15 protein-coding genes and 7 pseudogenes are annotated in these 22,136 nt (G+C 50.9%); 10 read left to right on the top strand and 12 right to left on the bottom strand.

The features are described from left to right. Positions 1 to 19 precede the first annotated feature (19 nt). A complete protein-coding gene (gene lacZ / locus LCD46_19105) occupies positions 20 to 3,094 on the bottom strand; it encodes a beta-galactosidase (GenBank protein UOY70128.1) in 3,075 nt (1,024 codons plus the stop codon). A 121-nt stretch (positions 3,095 to 3,215) separates the two neighbouring features. Further along, positions 3,216 to 4,298: a DNA-binding transcriptional repressor LacI gene (gene lacI / locus LCD46_19100; GenBank protein UOY70127.1), complete on the bottom strand. Its 1,083-nt coding sequence runs from the start codon at positions 4,296 to 4,298 to the stop codon at positions 3,216 to 3,218. Between the two features lie 346 nt (positions 4,299 to 4,644). On the opposite strand from lacI, the gene LCD46_19095 reads away from it, so the two are divergent. Next, complete coding sequence (locus tag LCD46_19095; protein UOY70126.1) at positions 4,645 to 4,923, top strand: EAL domain-containing protein; 279 nt, start codon at positions 4,645 to 4,647, stop codon at positions 4,921 to 4,923. A 28-nt stretch (positions 4,924 to 4,951) separates the two neighbouring features. Here the strand turns inward: LCD46_19095 and LCD46_19090 are convergent. Further along, positions 4,952 to 5,209, bottom strand: a pseudogene (locus LCD46_19090) (IS66 family transposase). 19 nt (positions 5,210 to 5,228) lie between these two features. Between LCD46_19090 and LCD46_19085 the strand changes: the two are divergent. Both LCD46_19085 and LCD46_19080 read left to right on the top strand, forming a co-directional pair. Beyond that, the gene (locus tag LCD46_19085) at positions 5,229 to 6,197 is read left to right on the top strand and encodes an IS5 family transposase (protein ID UOY70125.1); all 969 of its coding nucleotides are present in this window, start codon (positions 5,229 to 5,231) and stop codon (positions 6,195 to 6,197) included. 56 nt (positions 6,198 to 6,253) lie between these two features. Continuing rightward, positions 6,254 to 6,538, top strand: a pseudogene (locus LCD46_19080) (copper-binding protein). 199 nt (positions 6,539 to 6,737) lie between these two features. Here LCD46_19080 and LCD46_19075 read toward each other — a convergent pair. The 3 genes and pseudogenes from LCD46_19075 to LCD46_19065 form a co-directional block, all read right to left on the bottom strand. After that, positions 6,738 to 8,330, bottom strand: a pseudogene (locus LCD46_19075) (IS66 family transposase). 30 nt (positions 8,331 to 8,360) lie between these two features. Continuing rightward, complete coding sequence (gene tnpB, locus LCD46_19070; protein UOY70124.1) at positions 8,361 to 8,711, bottom strand: IS66 family insertion sequence element accessory protein TnpB; 351 nt, start codon at positions 8,709 to 8,711, stop codon at positions 8,361 to 8,363. Further along, positions 8,708 to 9,010, bottom strand: coding sequence for a hypothetical protein (locus LCD46_19065; GenBank protein UOY70123.1), 303 nt, complete (start codon positions 9,008 to 9,010; stop codon positions 8,708 to 8,710). Before LCD46_19065 ends, tnpB begins: the two co-directional genes overlap by 4 nt. A gap of 99 nt (positions 9,011 to 9,109) precedes the next feature. Between LCD46_19065 and LCD46_19060 the strand changes: the two are divergent. The 4 genes and pseudogenes from LCD46_19060 (at position 9,110) to LCD46_19045 (ending at position 11,887) form a co-directional block, all read left to right on the top strand. Beyond that, positions 9,110 to 9,969: pseudogene (locus LCD46_19060) on the top strand (IS3 family transposase). A 281-nt stretch (positions 9,970 to 10,250) separates the two neighbouring features. Further along, on the top strand, positions 10,251 to 11,327 hold the full coding sequence (locus tag LCD46_19055) for an IS110 family transposase (GenBank protein UOY70122.1): 1,077 nt from the start codon (positions 10,251 to 10,253) through the stop codon (positions 11,325 to 11,327). 16 nt (positions 11,328 to 11,343) lie between these two features. Further along, a pseudogene (locus LCD46_19050) lies at positions 11,344 to 11,620 on the top strand (IS3 family transposase). A 114-nt stretch (positions 11,621 to 11,734) separates the two neighbouring features. Beyond that, positions 11,735 to 11,887 (top strand): annotated as a pseudogene (locus tag LCD46_19045) (resolvase). 27 nt (positions 11,888 to 11,914) lie between these two features. Here LCD46_19045 and fghA read toward each other — a convergent pair. From fghA to LCD46_19015, 6 genes are all read right to left on the bottom strand, one after another. After that, positions 11,915 to 12,751 (bottom strand): S-formylglutathione hydrolase, encoded by an 837-nt coding sequence (fghA, locus tag LCD46_19040; protein UOY70121.1) that lies wholly within the window; start codon positions 12,749 to 12,751, stop codon positions 11,915 to 11,917. Between the two features lie 64 nt (positions 12,752 to 12,815). Next, positions 12,816 to 13,214, bottom strand: a complete 399-nt coding sequence (locus LCD46_19035; protein UOY70120.1) for a VOC family protein — start codon at positions 13,212 to 13,214, stop codon at positions 12,816 to 12,818. A gap of 43 nt (positions 13,215 to 13,257) precedes the next feature. Then, entirely contained in the window at positions 13,258 to 14,367 is a 1,110-nt protein-coding gene (frmA, locus tag LCD46_19030) for an S-(hydroxymethyl)glutathione dehydrogenase (GenBank protein ID UOY70119.1), read from the bottom strand. Between the two features lie 34 nt (positions 14,368 to 14,401). Further along, entirely contained in the window at positions 14,402 to 14,677 is a 276-nt protein-coding gene (gene frmR, locus LCD46_19025) for a formaldehyde-responsive transcriptional repressor FrmR (GenBank protein ID UOY70118.1), read from the bottom strand. A 113-nt stretch (positions 14,678 to 14,790) separates the two neighbouring features. Next, positions 14,791 to 15,488, bottom strand: a protein-coding gene (locus LCD46_19020; GenBank protein ID UOY70117.1) for an IS1 family transposase whose coding sequence is annotated in 2 segments (ribosomal slippage) — positions 14,791 to 15,239 and positions 15,239 to 15,488 — 699 coding nt in all. Because the reading frame shifts where the segments join, the coding sequence is not laid out codon by codon here. Between the two features lie 536 nt (positions 15,489 to 16,024). Further along, a complete protein-coding gene (locus LCD46_19015; protein ID UOY70116.1) occupies positions 16,025 to 16,321 on the bottom strand; it encodes a helix-turn-helix transcriptional regulator in 297 nt (98 codons plus the stop codon). Between the two features lie 858 nt (positions 16,322 to 17,179). On the opposite strand from LCD46_19015, the gene LCD46_19010 reads away from it, so the two are divergent. The 3 genes and pseudogenes from LCD46_19010 (at position 17,180) to LCD46_19000 (ending at position 22,111) form a co-directional block, all read left to right on the top strand. Continuing rightward, complete coding sequence (locus LCD46_19010; protein UOY70115.1) at positions 17,180 to 20,455, top strand: KAP family NTPase; 3,276 nt, start codon at positions 17,180 to 17,182, stop codon at positions 20,453 to 20,455. A 204-nt stretch (positions 20,456 to 20,659) separates the two neighbouring features. Next, the gene (locus tag LCD46_19005) at positions 20,660 to 20,989 is read left to right on the top strand and encodes a hypothetical protein (protein ID UOY70114.1); all 330 of its coding nucleotides are present in this window, start codon (positions 20,660 to 20,662) and stop codon (positions 20,987 to 20,989) included. Between the two features lie 114 nt (positions 20,990 to 21,103). After that, positions 21,104 to 22,111, top strand: a pseudogene (locus tag LCD46_19000) (DUF3362 domain-containing protein). Positions 22,112 to 22,136: the final 25 nt, after the last annotated feature.

Raw genomic sequence — 22,136 nt, 5'->3', positions numbered from 1 at the left:
ATGGCCTGCCCGGTTATTATTATTTTTGACACCAGAGCAACTGGTAATGGTAGCTACCGGCGCTAAGGTGGAATTCCGCCGACACTGACGGGCTCCAGGAGTCGTCGCCACCAATCCCCATATGGAAACCGTCGATATTCAGCCATGTGCCTTCTTCCGCGTGCAGCAGATGGCGATGGCTGGTTTCCATCAGTTGCTGTTGACTGTAGCGGCTGATGTTGAACTGGAAGTCGCCGCGCCACTGGTGTGGGCCATAATTCAATTCGCGCGTCCCGCAGCGCAGACCGTTTTCGCTCGGGAAGACGTACGGGGTATACATGTCTGACAATGGCAGATCCCAGCGGTCAAAACAGGCCGCAGTAAGGCGGTCGGGATAGTTTTCTTGCGGCCCTAATCCGAGCCAGTTTACCCGCTCTGCTACCTGCGCCAGCTGGCAGGTCAGGCCAATCCGCGCCGGATGTGGCGTATTGCTCGCCACTTCAACATCAACGGTAATCGCCATTTGACCACTTCCATCAATCCGGTAGGTTTTCCGGCTGATAAATAAGGTTTTCCCCTGATGCTGCCACGCGTGGACCGTGGTAATCAGCACCGCGTCGGCAAGCGTATCTGCCGTGCACTGCAACAACGCTGCTTCGGCCTGGTAATGGCCCGCCGCCTTCCAGCGTTCGACCCAGGCGTTAGGGTCAATGCGGGTCGCTTCACTTACGCCAATGTCGTTATCCAGCGGTGCGCGGGTGAACTGATCGCGCAGCGGCGTCAGCAGTTGTTTTTTATCGCCAATCCACATCTGTGAAAGAAAGCCTGACTGGCGGTTAAATTGCCAACGCTTATTATCCAGCTCGATGCAAAAATCCGTTTCGCTGGTGGTCAGTTGCGGGATGGCGTGGGGCGCGGAGGGGAGTGTCACGCTGAGGTTTTCCGCCAGACGCCACTGCTGCCAGGCGCTGATGTGTCCGGCTGCTGACCATGTGGTCGCGTTCGGTTGCACTACGTGAACCGTTAGCCAGAGTTGTCCGGCGCTCTCCGGCTGCGGTAGTTCAGGCAGTTCAATCAACTGTTTACCTTGTGGAGCGACATCCAGAGGCACTTCACCGCTTGCCAGCGGCTTGCCATCCAGCGCCACCATCCAGTGCAGGAGCTCGTTATCGCTATGACGGAACAGGTATTCGCTGGTCACTTCGATGGTTCGCCCGGATAAACTGAACTGGAAAAACTGCTGCTGGTGTTTTGCTTCCGTCAGCGCCGGATGCGGCGTGCGGTCTGCAAAGACCAGACCGTTCATGCAGAACTGGCGATCATTCGGCGTATCGCCAAAATCACCGCCGTAAGCCGACCACGGATTGCCATTTTCATCATATTTAATCAGCGACTGATCCACCCAGTCCCAGACGAAGCCGCCCTGTAAACGGGGGTACTGACGAAACGCCTGCCAGTATTTAGCGAAGCCGCCAAGACTGTTACCCATCGCGTGGGCGTATTCGCAAAGGATCAGCGGGCGCGTCTCTCCAGGCAACGAAAGCCATTTTTTGATGGACCATTTCGGCACAGCCGGGAAGGGCTGGTCTTCATCCACGCGCGCGTACATCGGGCAAATAATATCGGTTGCGAAGGTGTCGGCTCCGCCGCCTTCATACTGTACCGGGCGGGAAGGATCGACAGATTTGATCCAGCGATAGAGTGCGTCGTGATTAGCGCCGTGGCCTGATTCATTCCCCAGCGACCAGATGATCACACTCGGGTGATTACGATCGCGCTGCACCATTCGCGTTACGCGTTCGCTCATCGCGGGTAGCCAGCGCGGATCATCGGTCAGACGATTCATTGGCACCATGCCGTGGGTTTCAATGTTGGCTTCATCCACCACATACAGGCCGTAGTGGTCGCACAGCGTGTACCACAGCGGATGGTTCGGATAATGCGAACAGCGCACGGCGTTAAAGTTGTTCTGCTTCATCAGCAGGATATCCTGCACCATCGTCTGCTCATCCATGACCTGACCATGCAGAGGATGATGCTCGTGACGGTTAACGCCGCGAATCAGCAACGGCTTGCCGTTCAGCAGCAGCAGACCATTTTCAATCCGCACCTCGCGGAAACCGACATCGCAGGCTTCTGCTTCAATCAGCGTGCCGTCGGCGGTGTGCAGTTCAACCACCGCACGATAGAGATTCGGGATTTCGGCGCTCCACAGTTTCGGGTTTTCGACGTTCAGACGTAGGGTGACGTGATCGGCATAACCACCACGCTCATCGATAATTTCACCGCCGAAAGGCGCGGTGCCGCTGGCGACCTGCGTTTCACCCTGCCACAAAGAAACCGTCACCCGCAGCTCATCGCGCAGCTCGCCGTACATCTGAACGTCTGCCTCCAGTACAGCGCGGCTGAAATCATCATTAAAGTGAGTGGCTACATGGAAATCGCTGATTTGCGTGCTCGGTTTATGCAGCAACGAGACGTCACGGAAAATGCCGCTCATCCGCCACATATCCTGATCTTCCAGATAACTGCCGTCACTCCAGCGCAGCACCATCACCGCGAGGCGGTTTTCTCCGGCGTGTAAAAATGCGCTCAGGTCAAATTCAGACGGCAAACGACTGTCCTGTCCGTAACCGACCCAGCGCCCGTTGCACCACAAATGAAACGCCGAGTTAACACCATCAAAAATAATTCGCGTCTGGCCTTCCTGTAGCCAGCTTTCATCAACATTAAATGTGAGCGAGTAACAACCCGTCGGATTCTCCGTGGGAACATACGGCGGATTGACCGCAATGGGATAGGTCACGTTGGTGTAGATAGGCGCATCGTAACCGTGCATCTGCCAGTTTGAGGGGACGATGACAGTATCGGCGTCAGGAAGATCGCGCTCCAGCCAGCTTTCTGGTACCGCTTCTGGTGCCGGAAACCAGGCAAAGCGCCATTCACCATTCAGGCTGCGCGACTCTTGGGAAGGGCGATCGGTGCGAGCCTCTTCGCTATTACGCCAGCTGGCGAAAGGGGGATGTGCCGCAAGGCGATTAAGTTGGGTAACGCCAGGGTTTTCCCAGTCACGACGTTGTAATACGACGGCCAGTGAATCCGTAATCATTGTCATAGTTGTATCCTGCGTGAATTGTTATCCGCTCACATTTTCGCATAACATACGAGCCGGACACATAGAGTGTAAAGCCTGGGGTGCCTAATGAGTGAGCTGACTCACATTAATTGCGTTGCGCTCACTGCCCGCTTTCAAGTCGGGAAACTTGTCGTGCCAGCTGCATTAAGGAATCTGCCAACGTGCGGGGAGAGGTGGTTTGCGTATTGGGCGCCAGGGTGGTTTTTCTTTTCACCAGTGAGACGGGCAACAGCTGATTGCTCTTCACCGCCTGGCCCTGAGAGAGTTTCAGCAAGCGGTCCACGCTGGTTTGCCCCAGCAGGCGAAAATCCTGTTTGATGGTGGTTAACGGCGGGATATAACACGAGCTGTCTTCGGTATCGTCGTATCCCACTACCGAGATATCCGCACCAACGCGCAACCCGGACTCGGTAATGGCGCGCATTGCGCCCAGCGCCATCTGATCGTTGGCAACCAGCATCGCAGTGGGAACGATGCCCTCATTTAGCATTTGCATGGTTTGTTGAAAACCGGACATGGCACTCCAGTCGCCTTCCCGTTCCGCTATCGGATGAATTTGATTGCGAGTGAGATATTTATGCCAGCCCGCCAGACGCAGACGCGCCGAGACAGAACTTAATGGGCCCGCTAACAGCGCGATTTGCTGGTGACCCAATGCGACCAGATGCTCCACGCCCAGTCGCGTACCGTCTTCATGGGAGAAAATAATACTGTTGATGGGAGTCTGGTCAGAGACATCAAGAAATAACGCCGGAACATTAGCGCAGGCAGCTTCCACAGCAATGGCATCCTGGTCATCCAGCGGATAGTTAATGATCAGCCCACTGACGCGTTGCGCGAGAAGATTGTGCACCGCCGCTTTACAGGCTTCGACGCCGCTTCGTTCTACCATCGACACCACCACGCTGGCACCCAGTTGATCGGCGCGAGATTTAATCGCCGCGACAATTTGCGACGGCGCGTGCAGGGCCAGACTGGAGGTAGCAACGCCAATCAGCAACGACTGTTTCCCCGCCAGTTGTTGTGCCACGCGGTTGGGAATGTAGTTCAGCTGCGCCATCGCCGCTTCCACCTTTTCCCGCGTTTTCGCAGAGACGTGGCTGGCCTGGTTCACCACGCGGGAAACGGTCTGATAAGAGACACCGGCATACTCTGCGACATCGTATAGCGTTACTGGTTTCACATTTACCACCCTGAATTGACTCTCTTCGGGTGCTATCATGCCATACCACGAAATGTTTTGCGCCATTCGGAGGGGGCACGCCGAAGTGAGATTCAAAATGCCGACGTCAGTTCACAGGTGGGTAATGATACCAACGTGTTGATTTCGTATTTTCACTGACACCAGGATCATCCTGATGTTACAAGGATTGAATGACTACAGATTAAAATAGTCATCAACAGGTTGACAGCATTACCGTTTTTTTCGTCTCATTTTTATCGTATTCGGGTGTCTGTCTGTACCATGCAGACGCTCGCTTTTTGTAATGCCAGCTAAAGAAACAGGCTTAACGTAGGATATTTTCCGTTTGCCAAGCGGCCCCCATATTGAATGGCTGACGGTACTGGATTTCGATGAGATAAAAATAGACCGTATTTTTATTGCCAATATTGATGACCCGGTGAAGCGAGCGCTACTTGTTTCTGTGGTGAAAGGGTTACGTGGTACTGGCAAACCACTGGTGTTTGAAGGGGTGGAAACGCCAGGACAGTTTGAATTCGTCCGTTCTCTTGGCCCCGGTTACCTAGTTCAGGGCTGGTATACCGGAAAACCCGAAACAATATCTGCGATGAATATTCAGGGTTAAAACGATACGGGGCCCGGCCCGTATCGGCAACCCGACCCGTCAGCGTATCGCTTTCTGTCTGAAGCCGGTTCAGGTCGGCTTCTATCTGCGCGATGCGGCGGGAGATTTATTCAGAACGACTGCCGAAGTTCATCCGGCGAATCTTATCCAGCTGCGCCTGCAGATGGTCTATTTCGCGCTCCCGGTCGGCCTGCTTTTCCAGCAGGGCGCGGTTCAGCGCTTCCTGTTCGGACAGGCGCTGTTTCAGCAGAAGGATGTCGTCAGGGGGAGGTGGGCTTTGTTGAATAAATCGAACTTTTGCTGAGTTGAAGGATCAGATCACGCATCTTCCCGACAACGCAGACCGTTCCGTGGCAAAGCAAAAGTTCAAAATCACCAACTGGCCCACCTACAATAAAGCCCTCATCAACCGTGGCTCCATAACTTTCTGGCTGGATGATGAAGCTATTCAGGCCTGGTATGAGTCGGCAACGCCTTCATCACGGGGAAGACCTCAGCGCTATTCTGATCTCGCCATCACCACCGTTCTGGTCATTAAACGCGTGTTCAGGTTGACCCTGCGGGCTGCACAGGGTTTTATTGATTCCATTTTTACACTGATGAATGTTCCGTTGCGCTGCCCGGATTACACCAGTGTCAGCAAGCGCGCAAAGTCGGTTAATGTCAGTTTCAAAACGCCCACCCGGGGTGAAATCGCGCATCTGGTGATTGATTCCACCGGGCTGAAGGTCTTTGGTGAAGGCGAATGGAAAGTCAAAAAACATGGCCAGGAACGCCGCCGTATCTGGCGAAAGTTGCATCTGGCAGTTGACAGCAACACACATGAAATCATCTGTGCAGACCTGTCGCTGAACAATGTGACGGACTCAGAAGCCTTCCCGGGTCTTATCCGGCAGACTCACAGAAAAATCAGGGCAGCATCGGCAGACGGCGCTTACGACACCCGGCTCTGTCACGATGAACTGCGGCGTAAGAAAATCAGCGCGCTTATCCCGCCCCGAAAAGGCGCGGGTTACTGGCCCGGTGAATATGCAGACCGTAACCGTGCTGTTGCGAATCAGCGGCTGACCGGGAGTAATGCGCGGTGGAAATGGACAACAGATTATAACCGTCGCTCGATAGCGGAAACGGCGATGTACCGGGTAAAACAGCTGTTCGGAGGTTCACTGACACTGCGTGACTACGATGGTCAGGTTGCAGAGGCTATGGCCCTGGTACGAGCGCTGAACAAAATGACGAAAGCAGGTATGCCTGAAAGCGTGCGTATTGCCTGAAAACACAACCCGCTACGGGGGAGACTTACCCGAAATCTGATTTATTCAACAAAGCCGGGGAGAGCATGAAAATGATGGATATGAGCGGTCACGATCAGGCCGCAATGTCCCATGAAATGATGCAAAACGGCAATTCTGCTGCCCATCAGGACATGGCTGAAATGCATAAAAAAATGATGAAATCCAAACCTGAGAACACCCAAGAAACTGCTAAGCCATTTTCCGAAATGAACGAGCATGAGAAAGCCGCTGTTGTGCATGAGAAGGCGAATAATGGTCTATCTTCCGTTATTCATCAGCAGCAGGCTGAAAAGCATCGCAGCCAGATCACCCAGAATTAACCCGCAGCTCCACTTGTCAGACCCTCATTTGACGCCGAAGTCACTGGCTTACGCTCCCGTCCGGGAGCGTTTTTTTCCCATATATCAAACTTTAACTCTGAAGAGGTGGAAGTATCTGACCAACACTGTCACGTAACGCCAGATAACTACAAAAACACCTCAGGTGAACGTAAGCGTTAAGTGAGCGCCGTATTGACGGCTATTTATTGGTGAGATCTACGTTCCATGGCAGCAGTTCGGCCACTTTGTTGATGGGCCACTCCGGCAATACGCTCAGGATATGGCGAAGGTAACCCTCTGGATCGATACCGTTCAGCCTGCACGTTCCGATCAGACCATACAGCAGGGCACCACGTTCACCACCATGATCACTGCCGAAGAAGATGTAGTTTTTCTTGCCCAGACAGACCGCTCGTAGCGCGCGCTCAGCAGCGTTATTATCCGGCTCTGCCAGACCATCATCGCAGTAGTAACACAGGGCATCCCACTGGTTCAGTGCATAAGCGAACGCCTCGCCTAACCGGGATTTTTTCGACAGAGTGGCACTTTTCTCCACCAACCAGTCATGCAGGGATATCAGCAACGGTTAACTTCGGGACCGTCTGGCGGCCAGCCGCTGAGATGCCGGAAGGCCGCGTATTTCCTCTTCTATCGCGTATAACTCACTGATGCGCTTCAGAGCCTCCTCTGCTGTGGCCGTCCGGGTGCTGATATAGACGTCATGGATTTTGCGCCGCGCATGAGCCCAGCATGCCGCTTCTGTCAACGGGCCACCTTCACGCTCTGCGCTGAACAACCTGTCGTACCCTGCGAAGGCATCTGCCTGCAGCACGCCATGATAGTGCCGAAGATGTTGCTGAGGGTGTTTCCCCTGTCGGTCCGGTGAGAAGGCGAACCATGCCGCTGGCGGATCTGATGAACCCGCGCTTCTGTTATCACGGACATATGTCCAGATACGCCCGGTTTTCGTCTTCTTTCTGCCCGGCGCCAGCACGGGCACCGGAGTGTCATCCGTATGCAGTTTGCGGCAGTCCATCACGTAGTGGTAGAGGGCTTCATCCAGCGGGGCCATTAACCGGCAGCACGCATCCACCCAGTTGGAGAGCAGCGCACGACTCAGATCCACACCCTGACGGGCAAAGATTTCGCACTGGCGATACAGCGGCAGGTGTTCACAGTATTTGGCCGTTAACACGCGGGCCAGCAGACCCGGCCCGGCGATGCCCCGGTCGATAGGACGTGAGGGCGCTGGCGCTTCAACGACGCAGTCGCATCGGGTACAGGCCTTTTTCACCCTGACCGTGCGGATCACTTTCAGGGCGCTGGAGACCAGCTCCAGTTGCTCCGCGCTGACTTCGCTGAGATAGGCCATATCACTACCGCAACCAGGACAGCTGGTTTCAGCTGGCTCCAGTCTGTTTATTTCGCGGGGAAGATGTTCCGGTAACGGGCGACGATGACGGGACTGGCGCAACTGACGCGGAACCTGCTGATCATTGTCCCGGCCGTTGTAACGATCGCTTTGCTGCTCCTGCTGTTTCAGCAGGGCTTCGGCTTCTTCGACCTGCCGGCGTAGCTTTTCTGAACGGGTACCGAACAGCATTCGGCGCAGTTTTTCTATCTGAGCCCGCAGATGTTCTATTTCACGCTCTTCGTTCTCTATTTTCTCTTCTGCGCGGGCCAGCGCTGAACGCAGGAACGACTCAGTCTCAGCAACGAGACTGAGCTGGCTGTCTTTCTGGCGAAGCGCGTCTTCCAGCGCAGCGATACGGGCGAGATAGTCCTGACTCATGACCCCATTTATAATGCGGTCATGCGCTTTTTACAACATCGTCAGTGAGTTAAGGCGTGCAGTTTTAGGTTTCCGCCAGTCCAGCTTATCGAGGAGCATGGCGAGTTGTGAGCGGGTGATGGCGATTTTGCCGTCGCGTACAGCAGGCCAGACGAACTGTCCCTCTTCCAGACGTTTGGTAAACAGACACAGACCGTCAGCATCAGCCCAGAGGATCCTCACGGTGTCACCTTTACGACCACGGAAGATAAACAGGTGGCCGGAGAACGGATTGTCATCAAGAACATGCTGGACCAGTTCGCCCAGACCATTGAAGGACTTACGCATATCGGTGACCCCGGCAACCAGCCAGATACGAGTGCCTGACGGTAAGGGTATCATCGGCTCCTCCCGCTCAGCTCGCGGATCAGCGTTTTCAGAAGTGCAGGTGATAAATCCCCGGACAGACGCAGGCTGGCACCGCCGACAGTCACCTCGCATGTCATGGCCTCGCGGCAGGCTGGAGCGGCGGGTTCATAGTGCGGCTCAGCATGGTGTGACAGGACCATATCAGGCAGGACAACGGGGATAACAGAGTCTTGCTCTCTGATTGACCGTTGTATTTCATCGGGCAGAAGATGTCTGTAACGCTGGCGCCAGGTAAACAGCAGATTGTCATTAATTCCATTATCCCGCGCCAACCGGGCAACACAGGCTCCAGGCTGATATGAAGTGGTTTACTGAATTTGGCCACCTGAACAGAGGTGATATGCTCACCTCAGAACAACACAGGTGTCATAATGAAAAAAAGAAATTTCAGCGCAGAGTTTAAACGCGAATCCGCTCAACTGGTCGTTGACCAGAACTACACCGTGGCAGATGCAGCCAGCGCTATGGATGTCGGCCTTTCCACAATGACGCGATGGGTGAAACAATTACGTGATGAACGGCAGGGCAAAACACCAAAAGCCTCCCCCATTACCCCGGAACAAATTGAAATCCGTGAGCTCAGGAAAAAGCTACAACGTATTGAAATGGAAAATGAAATATTAAAAAAGGCTACCGCGCTCTTGATGTCAGACTCCCTGAACAGTTCTCGATAATCGGGAAACTCAGGGCGCGTTATCCTGTGGCCACTCTCTGCCATGTGTTCGGGGTTCATCGCAGCAGCTACAAATACTGGAAAAACCGTCCTGAAAAGCCAGACGGCAGACGGGCTGTATTACGCAGTCAGGTACTTGAACTGCATGGCATCAGCCACGGCTCTGCCGGAGCAAGAAGCATCGCCACAATGGCAACCCAGAGAGGTTACCAGATGGGGCGCTGGCTTGCTGGCAGACTCATGAAAGAGCTGGGGCTGGTCAGTTGCCAGCAGCCGACTCACCGGTATAAGCGTGGCGGTCATGAGCACGTTGCTATCCCGAATCATCTTGAGCGACAGTTCGCCGTAACGGAACCAAATCAGGTGTGGTGCGGTGATGTGACCTATATCTGGACGGGTAAGCGCTGGGCGTACCTCGCCGTTGTTCTCGACCTGTTCGCAAGAAAACCAGTGGGCTGGGCCATGTCGTTCTCGCCGGACAGCAGGCTCACCATGAAAGCACTGGAAATGGCATGGGAAACCCGTGGTAAGCCCGTCGGGGTGATGTTCCACAGCGATAGTAATAATGCCGATGTCAGTCTTTACCACCACTTAGTTTGCCGTTTAACCAGATTGGTGTGATTACTGATGCAGTGAAGACCTTCCCGCATCCTGACTCACACAGCGATCGACCTTTTGTGTCCTGCCCTGGACCCGTCGGTTGCCGGAAGCGCCTTCATGCGAGGCATCTCCTCACCGATGCGCGTGACTCAAGAAGGGCCTGACGGCTTGTCTCGTTACTGTCCTGTCCAGGTTATCTGTCTGGAGATTCAACTCTGTTTCCTCACAGGAGCTCTGTCATGGTTGATAAAGTTACCGAAGCTGCCGTTGTGGGTGGCGTGGATACACATAAAGATTTGCACGTTGCCGCTGTCGTAGATCAGAACAATAAAGTCCTTGGGACTCAGTATTTCTCCACAACACGACAAGGTTACCGGCAGATGCTGGCATGGATGACCTCGTTTGGGACATTAAAGCGAATTGGTGTTGAGTGCACAGGTACCTATGGTTCCGGTTTGCTTCGTTATTTTCAGAACGCCGGGTTAGAAGTTCTTGAGGTGACTGCTCCAGACCGGATGGAGCGACGCAAACGGGGTAAAAGTGACACAATTGATGCTGAATGTGCCGCTCATGCAGCATTCTCAGGCATCAGGACAGTTACTCCCAAAACGCGTGATGGCATGATTGAGTCCCTGCGGGTATTAAAAACTTGCCGAAAAACAGCAATATCAGCCCGCAGAGTCGCTCTCCAGATTATCCATTCAAATATTATCTCTGCCCCGGATGAATTACGTGAACAGCTCAGAAATATGACGCGCATGCAGCTCATCAGGACCCTGGGTTCCTGGAGACCTGATGCCAGTGAATACCGCAATGTAACCAACGTTTATCGCATTTCATTAAAGTCCCTTGCCCGACGCTATCTCGAGTTACATGACGAAATCGCTGATCTGGATGTCATGATTGCGGCAATTGTCGACGAGTTGGCACCTGAGCTGATTAAACGTAATGCTATCGGATACGAAAGCGCTTCACAGTTGCTGATCACTGCCGGAGACAATCCTCAACGGTTAAGATCAGAATCAGGATTTGCGGCACTGTGTGGTGTCAGCCCGGTCCCCGTTTCTTCTGGAAAAACGAACCGTTACCGACTTAATCGTGGTGGAGATCGTGCTGCAAATAGTGCACTTCACATCATCGCCATCGGACGCTTACGAACTGACGCAAAAACAAAGGAATATGTCGCCAGGCGTGTAGCCGAAGGACATACAAAAATGGAAGCGATACGCTGTCTAAAGCGATATATCTCCCGCGAAGTTTACACGTTACTGCGCAATCAAAACAGGCGGATCAACAGTATCCCGATAACAGCTTGACTCTTAGAAGGGCGTCCAGGGCAGCCAGTACGGCAGTGACGACTGGCAGCGCTTCTACCGGGCCAATAACCTGGCGCCGAGCATGAGCCGGCGTGGCAACTGCTGGGATAATGCGGTGGCCGAATCGTTCTTCAGTTCGCTGAAAAAAGAACGGATCAGAAAACGCATATATAAAACCAGGGATCTGGCCCGGGCGGATCTTCGATTACATTGAAGTCTTCTATAACCGGTCCCGGCGCCACAGCCACCTCGGCGGCGTCAGTCCGGAGGCCTTCGAACAGGCCTCGTCGTGAGGACAGGATTTGTCTACAGGCGTGGGGTCAGTCCAAACTATAGGGCAGGATCGTCTACCGGGGCGGGGTCAGTCCATCAACGGCTCGGAAGTGTCTAGATTATCCGTGGCTATTCACCGGGGCAAACAGGCCGATCAGGAACGACATAAGAAAGTTCTGTATTACCGACAGGTCAAGAAACTGAGCATAAGAGAAACTGCTGAAGCCACCAGTTACAGTACATCTCAGGTCTGCAGGGTTCAGGCCCTGTTCAGGCCTGAAAATTAAGCACATTTTCTGAGGCTGGAAATCAACTCATGCTGACAGCCTGAGCCTGTTGGCATGGTAAGCAATGTGCTCACCAATAAAGCTGGAAATGAAATAATAGCTGTGGTCGTATCCAGTATGATATCGGAACGACGCATTGAGGTTCATCTCATTGCATACTCTCTCAAGGATTTTGGTGCGCAGTTGCTCTTCATAAAAGGCGTCACTCAGCCCCTGATCAATGAAGATTTCTGGTAATTTTTCACCCTGTAAAATGAGGCTGACTGGATCGTAGGCTTCCCACGTTTTTCTGTTTTCACCCAGGTAAGCGCTAAATGCCTGTTGCCCCCATGGCACCTGAGAAGGCGATACTATCGGGGAAAATGCTGATACGCTCACATATTCACCAGGATTTCGCAGAGCCAGCACCAGAGCACCCAGCCCTCCCATAGAATGACCGGATATAGATTTTCTTGCCGTTGCAGGAAAATGATTCATGACGACATCCGGAAGCTCTCTGAGAATATAGTCATACATCCTGTAATGAACATTCCACGGCTGTTCCGTCGCGTTCAGATAAAAACCGGCCCCCTGGCCAAGATCGTAACTGTCGGCATCCGGGACATTATTACCCCGGGGACTGGTATCCGGGACAACAACGATGACGTTATGCCGGGCTGCATAATGCTGCATACCTGATTTGGTGATGAAATTCTGCTCAGTACAGGTCAGGCCCGACAACCAGTATAGTACCGGCAGTTTTTCTGTTACTGCTTTGGGAGGAAGATACACACCGAAATTCATTTCACAATTAAGGGATTGTGAATAATGCCGGTACACGTTTTGCCAGCCGCCAGAGCTGGCATGCTGCTCAATGAGTTCCATCAGCCGTTATCTCATGGTTATTTCCCCTGACCGAAGCCAGGGGAAGTATCTTTAAATCCGGACGTCAGATAAACGTATACGCCGTGATTTTGTTACCCGCCGGATCCCGCAGGTAGGCAGCATAGGCCCCGGGAAGGTGACCACGCGGGCCAGGTTGACCTTCATCAGCTCCACCGGCGGCAAGGCCGGCAGCATGGAAAGCATCAACCTCTTCCGGGGTGGCAGCAGCGAAGCCGACAGTCACCCCGTTAGCGGAAGGTGCTTCACCGTTGCCCGGACGGGCAATGATAAATGCCGGCTTTTCGCGGCCATAGAGTACCCAGCCGTTGCCAAACGGGCCGAGGTTATTGATACCAAGCGTGCCCAGGACGACATCGTAAAATGCGGAGGATTTCTCGACATCGGCTGCGCCAATGAACACATGAGAAAAGATGCCGTCACCAGAAATTACCGGAGTTGTCATTTTCCACTTCCTTCAGTTTGAGTTGATTAAAATTCTGATGGGATCAGTAATGAATCACTGTCCGGATAGATTTGCCTTCATGCATAAGCTCGAAGGCGTCATTGATTTCATCCAGTGTCATCGTATGGGTTACAAATGGCTCAAGGTCAATATCCCCCTTCATGGCATCCTCGACCATACCGGGGAGCTGAGTGCGGCCTTTTACTCCGCCAAACGCGGAACCTTTCCATACGCGCCCGGTGACCAGCTGGAAAGGACGGGTGGAAATCTCCTGTCCGGCCCCTGCGACACCAATGACAACGGACTGCCCCCACCCACGGTGAGCACTTTCCAGCGCTGCACGCATGACGTTAACGTTACCGATACATTCAAAGGTATGGTCAATACCCCACTTGTTGATATCCAGCAGAACATCTTTAATCGGTTTGTCATAATCATTCGGGTTAATGCAGTCAGTGGCCCCGAACTGACGGGCCAGGTCAAATTTTGTCGGATTAGTATCGATAGCGATAATACGTCCCGCTTTTGCCTGACGGGCCCCCTGTACCGCAGCCAGACCAATTGCCCCCAGACCAAAAATGGCAACTGAATCGCCCGGCTGCACTTTAGCCGTGTTATGGACGGCGCCAATACCGGTAGTCACGCCACAACCCAACAGGCAGACGTGTTCATGGTTCGCCTCCGGGTTAATTTTTGCCAGAGAAACCTCGGCCACAACGGTGTATTCACTGAATGTGGAACATCCCATGTAGTGGTAAAGAGGCTGACCGTTGTATGAAAAGCGAGTGGTCCCGTCAGGCATCAGTCCTTTGCCCTGAGTCTCGCGAACCGATACACAGAGGTTCGTTTTACCGGACTGGCAGAATTCACACTCCCCGCATTCAGCGGTGTAGAGCGGAATAACATGGTCACCCGGCTTCACACTGGTGACGCCTTCACCAACTTCAACGACGATACCGGCTCCCTCGTGGCCGAGAACCACCGGGAAAACGCCCTCAGGGTCATTCCCTGAGAGGGTAAAGGCATCGGTATGGCAGACACCTGTGTGGGTGTTTTTAATCAGCACCTCGCCTTTTTTAGGCGGAGCAACATCAATTTCAACAATCTCCAGGGGCTTCCCTGGTGCAAATGCAACAGCGGCACGTGATTTCATACGTAATATATCCTCAATGTAATAATGGCCTCACCTATTTAAGATAGGCACGAACCAGCTCAATCGTATCGTCAACTGATTTACTGACTTCATGACTGTAGCTGTCATTCTGGTCAAAGGTTTCCCGTATGTGGCTCTCCAGCACCTCTGCCATCAGTCCGTTAGCGGCGCCCCGGACGGCGGCGATTTGCTGGAGAACGGAACGGCATTCAGCGCCACTTTCAAGTGCTCTTTCCAGAGCATCAATCTGACCCCGGATACGGCGAACCCGGGTTAGGACCTTTTTTTTCTCTTCAGGAGTACTGGGCATTGCTTACCTCACTGCTCTGTATTTCTTATACTATAGGGGAGTATTACATTAAGATCAACACATACCCCACTATAGTATAATAAATATATCAGAGCACCGGTAATGACTCCAACTTACTGATAGTGTTTTATGTTCAGATAATGCCCGATGACTTTGTCATGCAGCTCCACCGATTTTGAGAAAGACAGTGACTTCCTGCCCAGCCTTGCCAGATGCTGCCTCAGATTCAGGTTATGCCGCTCAATGCGCTGCGTATATCGCTTGCTGATAACGTGCAGTTCTCCCTTCAGGCGTGATTCATAAAGCGGCCAGCCATCCGTCATCCATACCACGACCTCAAAGGCCGACAGCAGGCCCAGAAGACGCTCCAGCGTGACCAACGTGCGTTCACCGAATACGTGCGCCACAACCGTCCTCCGTATCCTGTCATACGCGTAAAACAACCAGCGCTGGCGTGATTTAGCGCCGACGTAACCCCACTGTTCGTCCATTTCCGCGCAAACAATAACGTCACTGCCCGGTTGTATGCGTGAGTTTACCGACTGCGGCCTGAGTTTTTTAAGTGTCGTAAAATCGTGTTGAGGCCAACGCCCATAATGCGTGCACTGGCGCGACATCCGACGCCATTCATGGCCATATCAATAATTTTCTGGTGTGTACCGGGCTGAGAGGCGATGTAAGTGAACTGTAGCTGCCATGTTTTACGGCAGTGAGAGCAGAGATAGCGCTGATGTCCGGCAGTACTTTTACCGTTACGCACCACGCCTTCAGTAGCTGAACAGGAGGGACAGCTGATAGAAACAGAAGCCACTGGAGCACCTCAAAAACACCATCATACACTAAATCAGTAAGTTGGCACCCTTACCCTGTATAGGTACTCTCTGTTTTTCGTGGCCTGCCTCGCCCACGAATTTCGCCAGTCATGACTTTGCTCCTGCATTTTATTAACGGAAAAGAATAAGTGATTTTGCGCGGAGGCTTCAATCAGTTTATCCCCGGCGGTGACGAGGTGGCCACCTATGCCGACTGGACAGGGGACTGACTATTGCCATAACGCCATCGCAGGTTGCTTCAGTAAACCTGCTAATCCCGTACAATGGCGAATTCGCTATATCCGCTTCTCGCACTTAGCTGCCATAAATCGGCCAGGCAATCACAGGTCATTTCTGTCTCGCAAAGAAGGTGCCGTTTCTGCTTTGCGTTGACACCCCTAAATATTAGAATTAAAAGGAGAGAGTTACTGGAAAAAGGCAGCGGAGGCAGTGACAATCGTGGCTTGAAGCCACTACTCGATGGATGCGGACATGTAGTTGGCGTCATTCGACAAAACTAGCAAACTTCTAATAGTCACCATTTCTCCCGTCTGGCGGGAGTGCTGTCAAATGCCCCCCTCATCTCTGTGTGGGAAATGAAGGGTGAAGGGGAAATAGATGACAGCGTTATTTCTACGCCCAGAATACTGAATACCTTGTACAGACGATCAATACTGGCGCTAGCAGGGTTTGCTTCCAGGCGGGCATAGGTTTGCTGCGTTACGCCAAGCCTCTCAGACACATCTTTTTGCGTGAAGCCCTTGATTTTGCGAAACCCGATTAGCACAGGTCTGAGCTGGTTCAGCGTTTTTATCGGGAACTGATTATTCATAAGTGACCTGCCTCGCAGACTGAGTAGGGAGTACCGCCCTGTAATACAGCAGGTAAGGTGTATTTTGTGTTATACAGACTATAGGCTGTAAAACCTTTATTGAAAAGATGCTGATGTTCCAGGGGCATGCCGAGCATGGACGATTTTCTGCGGGGCGGTATTTCGCTACGGGGGAGATTGCGTTCGGGCAATGTACCGGTGTAAAAAACGTCAATTTTTCAAAACCGCTGTTATCGGGATAAGCTGAAAACTCCGAAGGCAGACACAGCCACGAATAATGTCAGACTTAAGCTCTGTAGCTGTCTTCTTTTGCCTGTAAATAACGTCTAGTTTGACTCTGATGAAGGCTGTACCAGGCAGAGAACATGTCACTCTCGGGGCCGGATGATAAAATGTGTTCAACTGGCTGGGCAGGGTAATAGCGAAGAACGTTCTCTGAAATTCGATTCAGCTCAGCGTAACGTGCGCTGTAGGTATGTATAATCCATTGCATCAATTTTGCATCCGTATTATTCGCAGATTACACACAAGAAGCTTAACAATGGCTGAAAGAGTGAGCAGGGATATGTAACAAAAACAAGGGCTTCAAGATGAACTGGATAAAACCGGAGCAGAGCAAGCCCTGTTCCGGTTTGTCAGGCTTTGGAATTTCTTCCAGGCCCCTGCAGCTAGTCACAACAAACACATTAATGTTTTCATTGCTTCAATTCAATATTATTGTGTGAAAGGGATTCCATCGAAATCGGCTTATGCATGCTTAAAACTAAACTGCCCCGGCTGCAGTCATTTGGTTGCTGTGGGCTCTGTACTGTGTCTAATAGTGAAAGAATCTTACGTTATAACGAAGGAAATTGCTGAATGACTCTACGATTGCAGACGGAATCACCCGCTGACCAGGATATGTTTAGAGGCAGCAGTCATGAAAAAGTTGCAGAGAATGTGGCTCAGATCATCAGGACACCTGATGTCAATATTATTGGTCTGGAAGGTGAGCTGGGTTCAGGTAAGTCAACAATATTGAAGTTCCTGCAGAAAAAGCTTAAAGATGATTTTACGTTCATTAACTTTGATGCAGAACGTTACCATCATGGCTCAACTAAAAAAGCGCTTATCGATGTCATCCACCACGGGGTCAGCCTACAATGTCCGGGCTCCCGGGATGTGTTGGATAAGTATAAAAATCTGGCTCTGGGTAACATCGTTGAATACGACAAGAGGGTCAGCAGCAGGCTAAGCTGGTTGACCGTCGTTTTTATTTTACTGTCATTGCTTTCCGTGCAGATGCTTCGTTATGTGCTAACAGACCTTAATCAATATTTTACTAACAAGGAGTCATTATTAGGGTGGCTTTTTTATGTTGAGGTGGCCGCGTTTCTTTCTCCTGCCATTATGGTCGCAGGACTGGCATGCCTGCAGAACATGGAATGGTACAGAAAGAAAGGGTATTCGAGTATTGGTGATTTGTTCAAACGCAACAGTACTGACAGGATTGAAGAGACTTGGCTAGTTAATAAGGAGGTCGGAGCTATTGAGCTGGCTGAAGCTCTGCAGGGATTTACCTCCAAAGAGGTCATTTCCCATGGAGATCGCTTCATCCTTATCATTGATAATCTGGACCGAATCAGTGCAGACAAAGTGAAAGAGCTCTGGAGTGATATGGAGCTTATTGCCGGAGCCACTCATGAACACTTCAGGATAGTGGTGCCCTATTCGGCAAGACAGGTTTCAGCCTCACTTTCTGTGGCGGGTTTCAGCGGGCGTGAGTTTATTGCAAAGCGGATTCCTGTAAGTTTTCAGGTTCCTCCTCTTATTTCGGCAGGATGGCAGGAAGCGTTAAGGCAGTACTGGAAAGAAACAGTAAATGAGGATGCAGGGATAGCGTGCCGGGAAGCAACGGTGTTGCTTGAGCGCTGGAAACCCTCTGAGTATCCTCGTATCACACCGCGATTAATGAAGAAGTTTGTTAATGATATTCATATTCTGAACCTTACCGTTCCTGCAACAGAAGATCATCGCCATATTCTTATTGCTCTCTACTTACTGGTGGTCAGATACGGGGAGCGAGATATTAAAGTATTACTTCGCGATCCCAAAGCTAGTCAGACCGAACCCGGTATTGCTCCGGATGATTTTGACGAGATGCTCTCGCTAACTTATCAACAAATATCCCGAATTTTTAATAACGATACAGAAAGATGGAGCGAATTTCTGATGAGCATCCACTATCAGTCCACGGTGGAGCTTGCCAGGAGCGAGTTGCTTGATACGCCTCTTAAAGACGCGATTGGTGCTATAAATATCCCACGGCTTGAAGAACTGACGGCCTTGTGGGGTTTCGCTGAAGCATGGCAGCGAGTGGCACCACATATTCAGATGCGAGACTGGCTGGTTTCTTATAGCCGGATGGATGAGAAGTGTCAGGCTCTCGCCGAACCGCAACTCAAAGTCGCAGTGCAAATGCTGAATCAGAGTTATGCTGTTTCACTCAGAGAAAAGAATGATGAAGGTTTCGTATTGAGTCTGCAGAAACTGATGGCTGACGGGCGGATAAGCCTAGAGCCTTTCGTCGAAAGGCAAATATCGTTTATTGTGAGTAAACTTGATGAAATTCAGGATTCAGAAAAATTGGAGGCTGAATCCACGAAGACGTTGCTGCAGGAAGCTGATTCATACTCTGTTCTGGCCGGTGAATCACTACTGAATAAAATGGAGAATTTTGTAGATGGCGTATTTTATGTGGAATACCTTGTCAATAATGAAGAGACCTTGTCAAACCTGAAAATTGGCACACTAGATATCGGAAATCACGGTCGGGAGGAGATGTTACGCTATGGAGCTGAGCAACCTCAGATAGACCTTTTTAATCCGGGAATTATCCGGCATATCAATATTGCATCGAAGGCGGTACAGAACGTAATTGGAAAGAATGATGGTACAGGTGGGGCTCAGGTTAGCTCTGCAATAATGACGCTTAAAAATCGTCAGGTTGTTGAGGACGTTATCCATTTCAGAAAAATTGTTCTGAGCCCGGACTGGAATAATAATGTTTTAAATCAATATTATCTTAATAATACGGCGACGAGGAATCTCTTCCCTGCGGAATTTGCTGCACAGGCTGTTGCTCACATGGTGCTCCATGGTAACTATGCCGGTATCGAGTCGTACAGTGAACATATTGGTGAGGAACGGTTTGACCTGGCTTTGGCTGCATATCTTCGTTATCTACGTACTGCCGAGAGTATCTTTATAGCACTTAAGGATAAAAATGTTCTGCCGTACATCAAAAATGCTGTTGGCAGGATTGTTGATTTAGGTCTTCTGGTGAATATACCTGTCCTGAGCTTTGTTAAAGGTCAGTATGACGTCATCAAAGAAGCTACAAATGCAACCTCTCTTTTAATATTTGTGCGAGAGCGTCAAAAAGCACTGTCAGAGAAAATAATTGAGTCTGATGTGAATGCTATGGGTCCAGTATTTCTCCATGACGTATATCAGTCAGGTGAGCAGTTTGATATTTTGAAGAAAAAGCTGAACGCCCTGGCATGTGGAGTATTTAGTTCTTCTGAAAGGCTTATTGAGTGTTTTACGGTTCTTCCTGTGAACATGCGCTTTATCCTTGAACAAATGCAACTTCAGGGGCAGCATATCCGGATGGAAGGTAGTGTGGGTATCTTTGCATCATGGTTCCGTGATGCAGAGCCAGACGTTGTCACAAATGCCGAGAACATTCATTTTCTGTGGTCTTGCCTCGACGATACCCAGAGAGAGACTGTACTTGATGAGTTGCACGATGTCTTACTTGAAAGACATATTCGTATTGACAGCCGTATTGCGATTATTACCCGTTTTCATAATGAGTTGTCGTTTATTGAACCTGAGAAGGCCGTTGAACGCAGGGCTATTGCGGCGCTGTTTAGCGCTTCTGTTGATAATGTATTATTGTCTCAATGGCTTGACCGTCAGACGTTTTCATTTTCATCATGGTCTCCGGAGGACGCCCGTACGGCAACGAGTTGTATAATGAATAACTCGGAGATTTTTCCTCTCATCTGCAGGAATTCACAGTATATTAAAAACAGAATGTTACCAGAGAAAGCGGACGTTACAGAAGATAGTGATACGTTTCCGGACTGAGTTCGTTCTTTAAATCCTATACCTGAAGACCACAGCGGTGGTCTTTGGGAGTTTTTTTATTGCCTGATATACATTAAGCATGTTATATCTTGCTAAGAAATAATCATTCAGGGATTAATCATAACTACTGAAGTTATGTTGTGTTCTTTTCTTTTAAAAATAAATTATTCAGATTTATTTTCTATTGATTTAATGAGGTAGGGAATGACAGAAAGTGCTTTGCTTTTGCGAGAGGCATTTAATGAATCGGTTAACTATATGACATGGTCTTTTTATTCACTGATAACTGCTTACGTTTCGATGGCTTTTTATGATAGAGTTGAGGTTAAGACCCGAATAAATAATTATCTGAATAAGTTACTTTTCGTGATTGCTATGTCCGTTTTTATCCCAAATATGTACTTTGTTTCAATGGTGTTCAGTCAGAAGTTAGGCACCGCAGCTGGCGTTGCGTCATTCATTATTGGGCTACTTTTCATGATGTTAAACTCGGCACCTGTAATTACTGGTATCGTACAGCAGCGCAAAGATTGAGTTTTATGAGTATAGTCAGTTGGGTTTTCATCTGTTTTATCAGACTTAGAAAAATGAAATCTTTCAATTCATTGATTTTAAACGCAAAAAAATTTCTAAATGATCAGAATTATAGGGTGCTCGCTCTGCTCTATTACCGAGCATGAAGGACGCATCATCCAGAGCCGCTCTGAAGATTCGATCATCAATGAGATCGAAGCTATTCGCGATACCGTACCGGGTTTTACTGGCGTGATCTCCGATCTTGGCGGCCCAACCGCCAACATGTACATGCTGCGCTGTAAGTCGCCGCGTGCAGAGCAAACCTGCCGTCGTCTGTCTTGCGTCTATCCGGATATCTGCCAGCACATGGATACCAACCATGAGCCGACAATCAATCTCTATCGCCGCGCCCGCGACCTTAAAGGCATCAAGAAGATCCTCATCGCCTCCGGAGTACGTTACGACATCGCCGTGGAAGATCCGCGCTACATCAAAGAGCTGGCAACGCACCACGTTGGCGGCTATCTGAAGATTGCGCCGGAGCACACCGAAGAAGGCCCGCTGTCGAAAATGATGAAGCCGGGCATGGGCAGCTATGATCGCTTTAAACAGTTGTTCGATACCTACTCTAAGCAGGCAGGGAAAGAGCAGTACCTAATCCCTTACTTCATCTCTGCCCACCCGGGTACGCGCGATGAGGACATGGTGAACCTGGCGCTGTGGCTGAAACAGCGTCGCTTCCGTCTGGATCAGGTGCAGAACTTCTACCCGTCACCGCTCGCCAACTCGACGACCATGTATTACACTGGCAAGAACCCGCTGAGTAAGATTGGTTATAAGAGCGAAGACGTGGTGGTGCCAAAAGGGGATAAACAGCGCCGTCTGCACAAAGCGCTGCTGCGTTATCACGATCCGAAAAACTGGCCGCTGATCCGTCAGGCGCTGGAAGATATGGGTAAAAAGCACCTGATTGGCTCGCGTCGCGACTGTCTGGTACCGGCTCCTACCCTGGATGAAATGCGCGAGGCGCGTCGTCAGAATCGCAATACGCGCCCGGCATTGACCAAGCACACACCGATCGTGCACCAGCGTTCAAACGGTGGGGCTACGGCGAAGAAGCCAGCCAAACGTAAAGCGTAAAATAAAAACCCCGGCAAGCCGGGGT

The organism is Enterobacter ludwigii (assembly GCA_023023105.1).
In the GTDB taxonomy this organism is placed as follows: Bacteria; Pseudomonadota; Gammaproteobacteria; order Enterobacterales; family Enterobacteriaceae; genus Enterobacter; species Enterobacter adelaidei.
This window is presented reverse-complemented; position numbering and strand designations above follow the sequence as displayed.

What these genes read in the sequence shown, in the direction of transcription:
- tnpB (UOY70124.1), bottom strand. Translation starts at nt 8,711, where the DNA reads ATGATACCCTTACCGTCAGGCACTCGTATCTGGCTGGTTGCCGGGGTC.
- LCD46_19055 (UOY70122.1), top strand. Translation starts at nt 10,251, where the DNA reads ATGGTTGATAAAGTTACCGAAGCTGCCGTTGTGGGTGGCGTGGATACA.
- fghA (UOY70121.1), bottom strand. Translation starts at nt 12,751, where the DNA reads ATGGAACTCATTGAGCAGCATGCCAGCTCTGGCGGCTGGCAAAACGTG.
- lacZ (UOY70128.1), bottom strand. Translation starts at nt 3,094, where the DNA reads ATGACAATGATTACGGATTCACTGGCCGTCGTATTACAACGTCGTGAC.
- LCD46_19015 (UOY70116.1), bottom strand. Translation starts at nt 16,321, where the DNA reads ATGAATAATCAGTTCCCGATAAAAACGCTGAACCAGCTCAGACCTGTG.
- frmA (UOY70119.1), bottom strand. Translation starts at nt 14,367, where the DNA reads ATGAAATCACGTGCCGCTGTTGCATTTGCACCAGGGAAGCCCCTGGAG.
- LCD46_19010 (UOY70115.1), top strand. Translation starts at nt 17,180, where the DNA reads ATGACTCTACGATTGCAGACGGAATCACCCGCTGACCAGGATATGTTT.
- LCD46_19005 (UOY70114.1), top strand. Translation starts at nt 20,660, where the DNA reads ATGACAGAAAGTGCTTTGCTTTTGCGAGAGGCATTTAATGAATCGGTT.
- frmR (UOY70118.1), bottom strand. Translation starts at nt 14,677, where the DNA reads ATGCCCAGTACTCCTGAAGAGAAAAAAAAGGTCCTAACCCGGGTTCGC.
- LCD46_19035 (UOY70120.1), bottom strand. Translation starts at nt 13,214, where the DNA reads ATGACAACTCCGGTAATTTCTGGTGACGGCATCTTTTCTCATGTGTTC.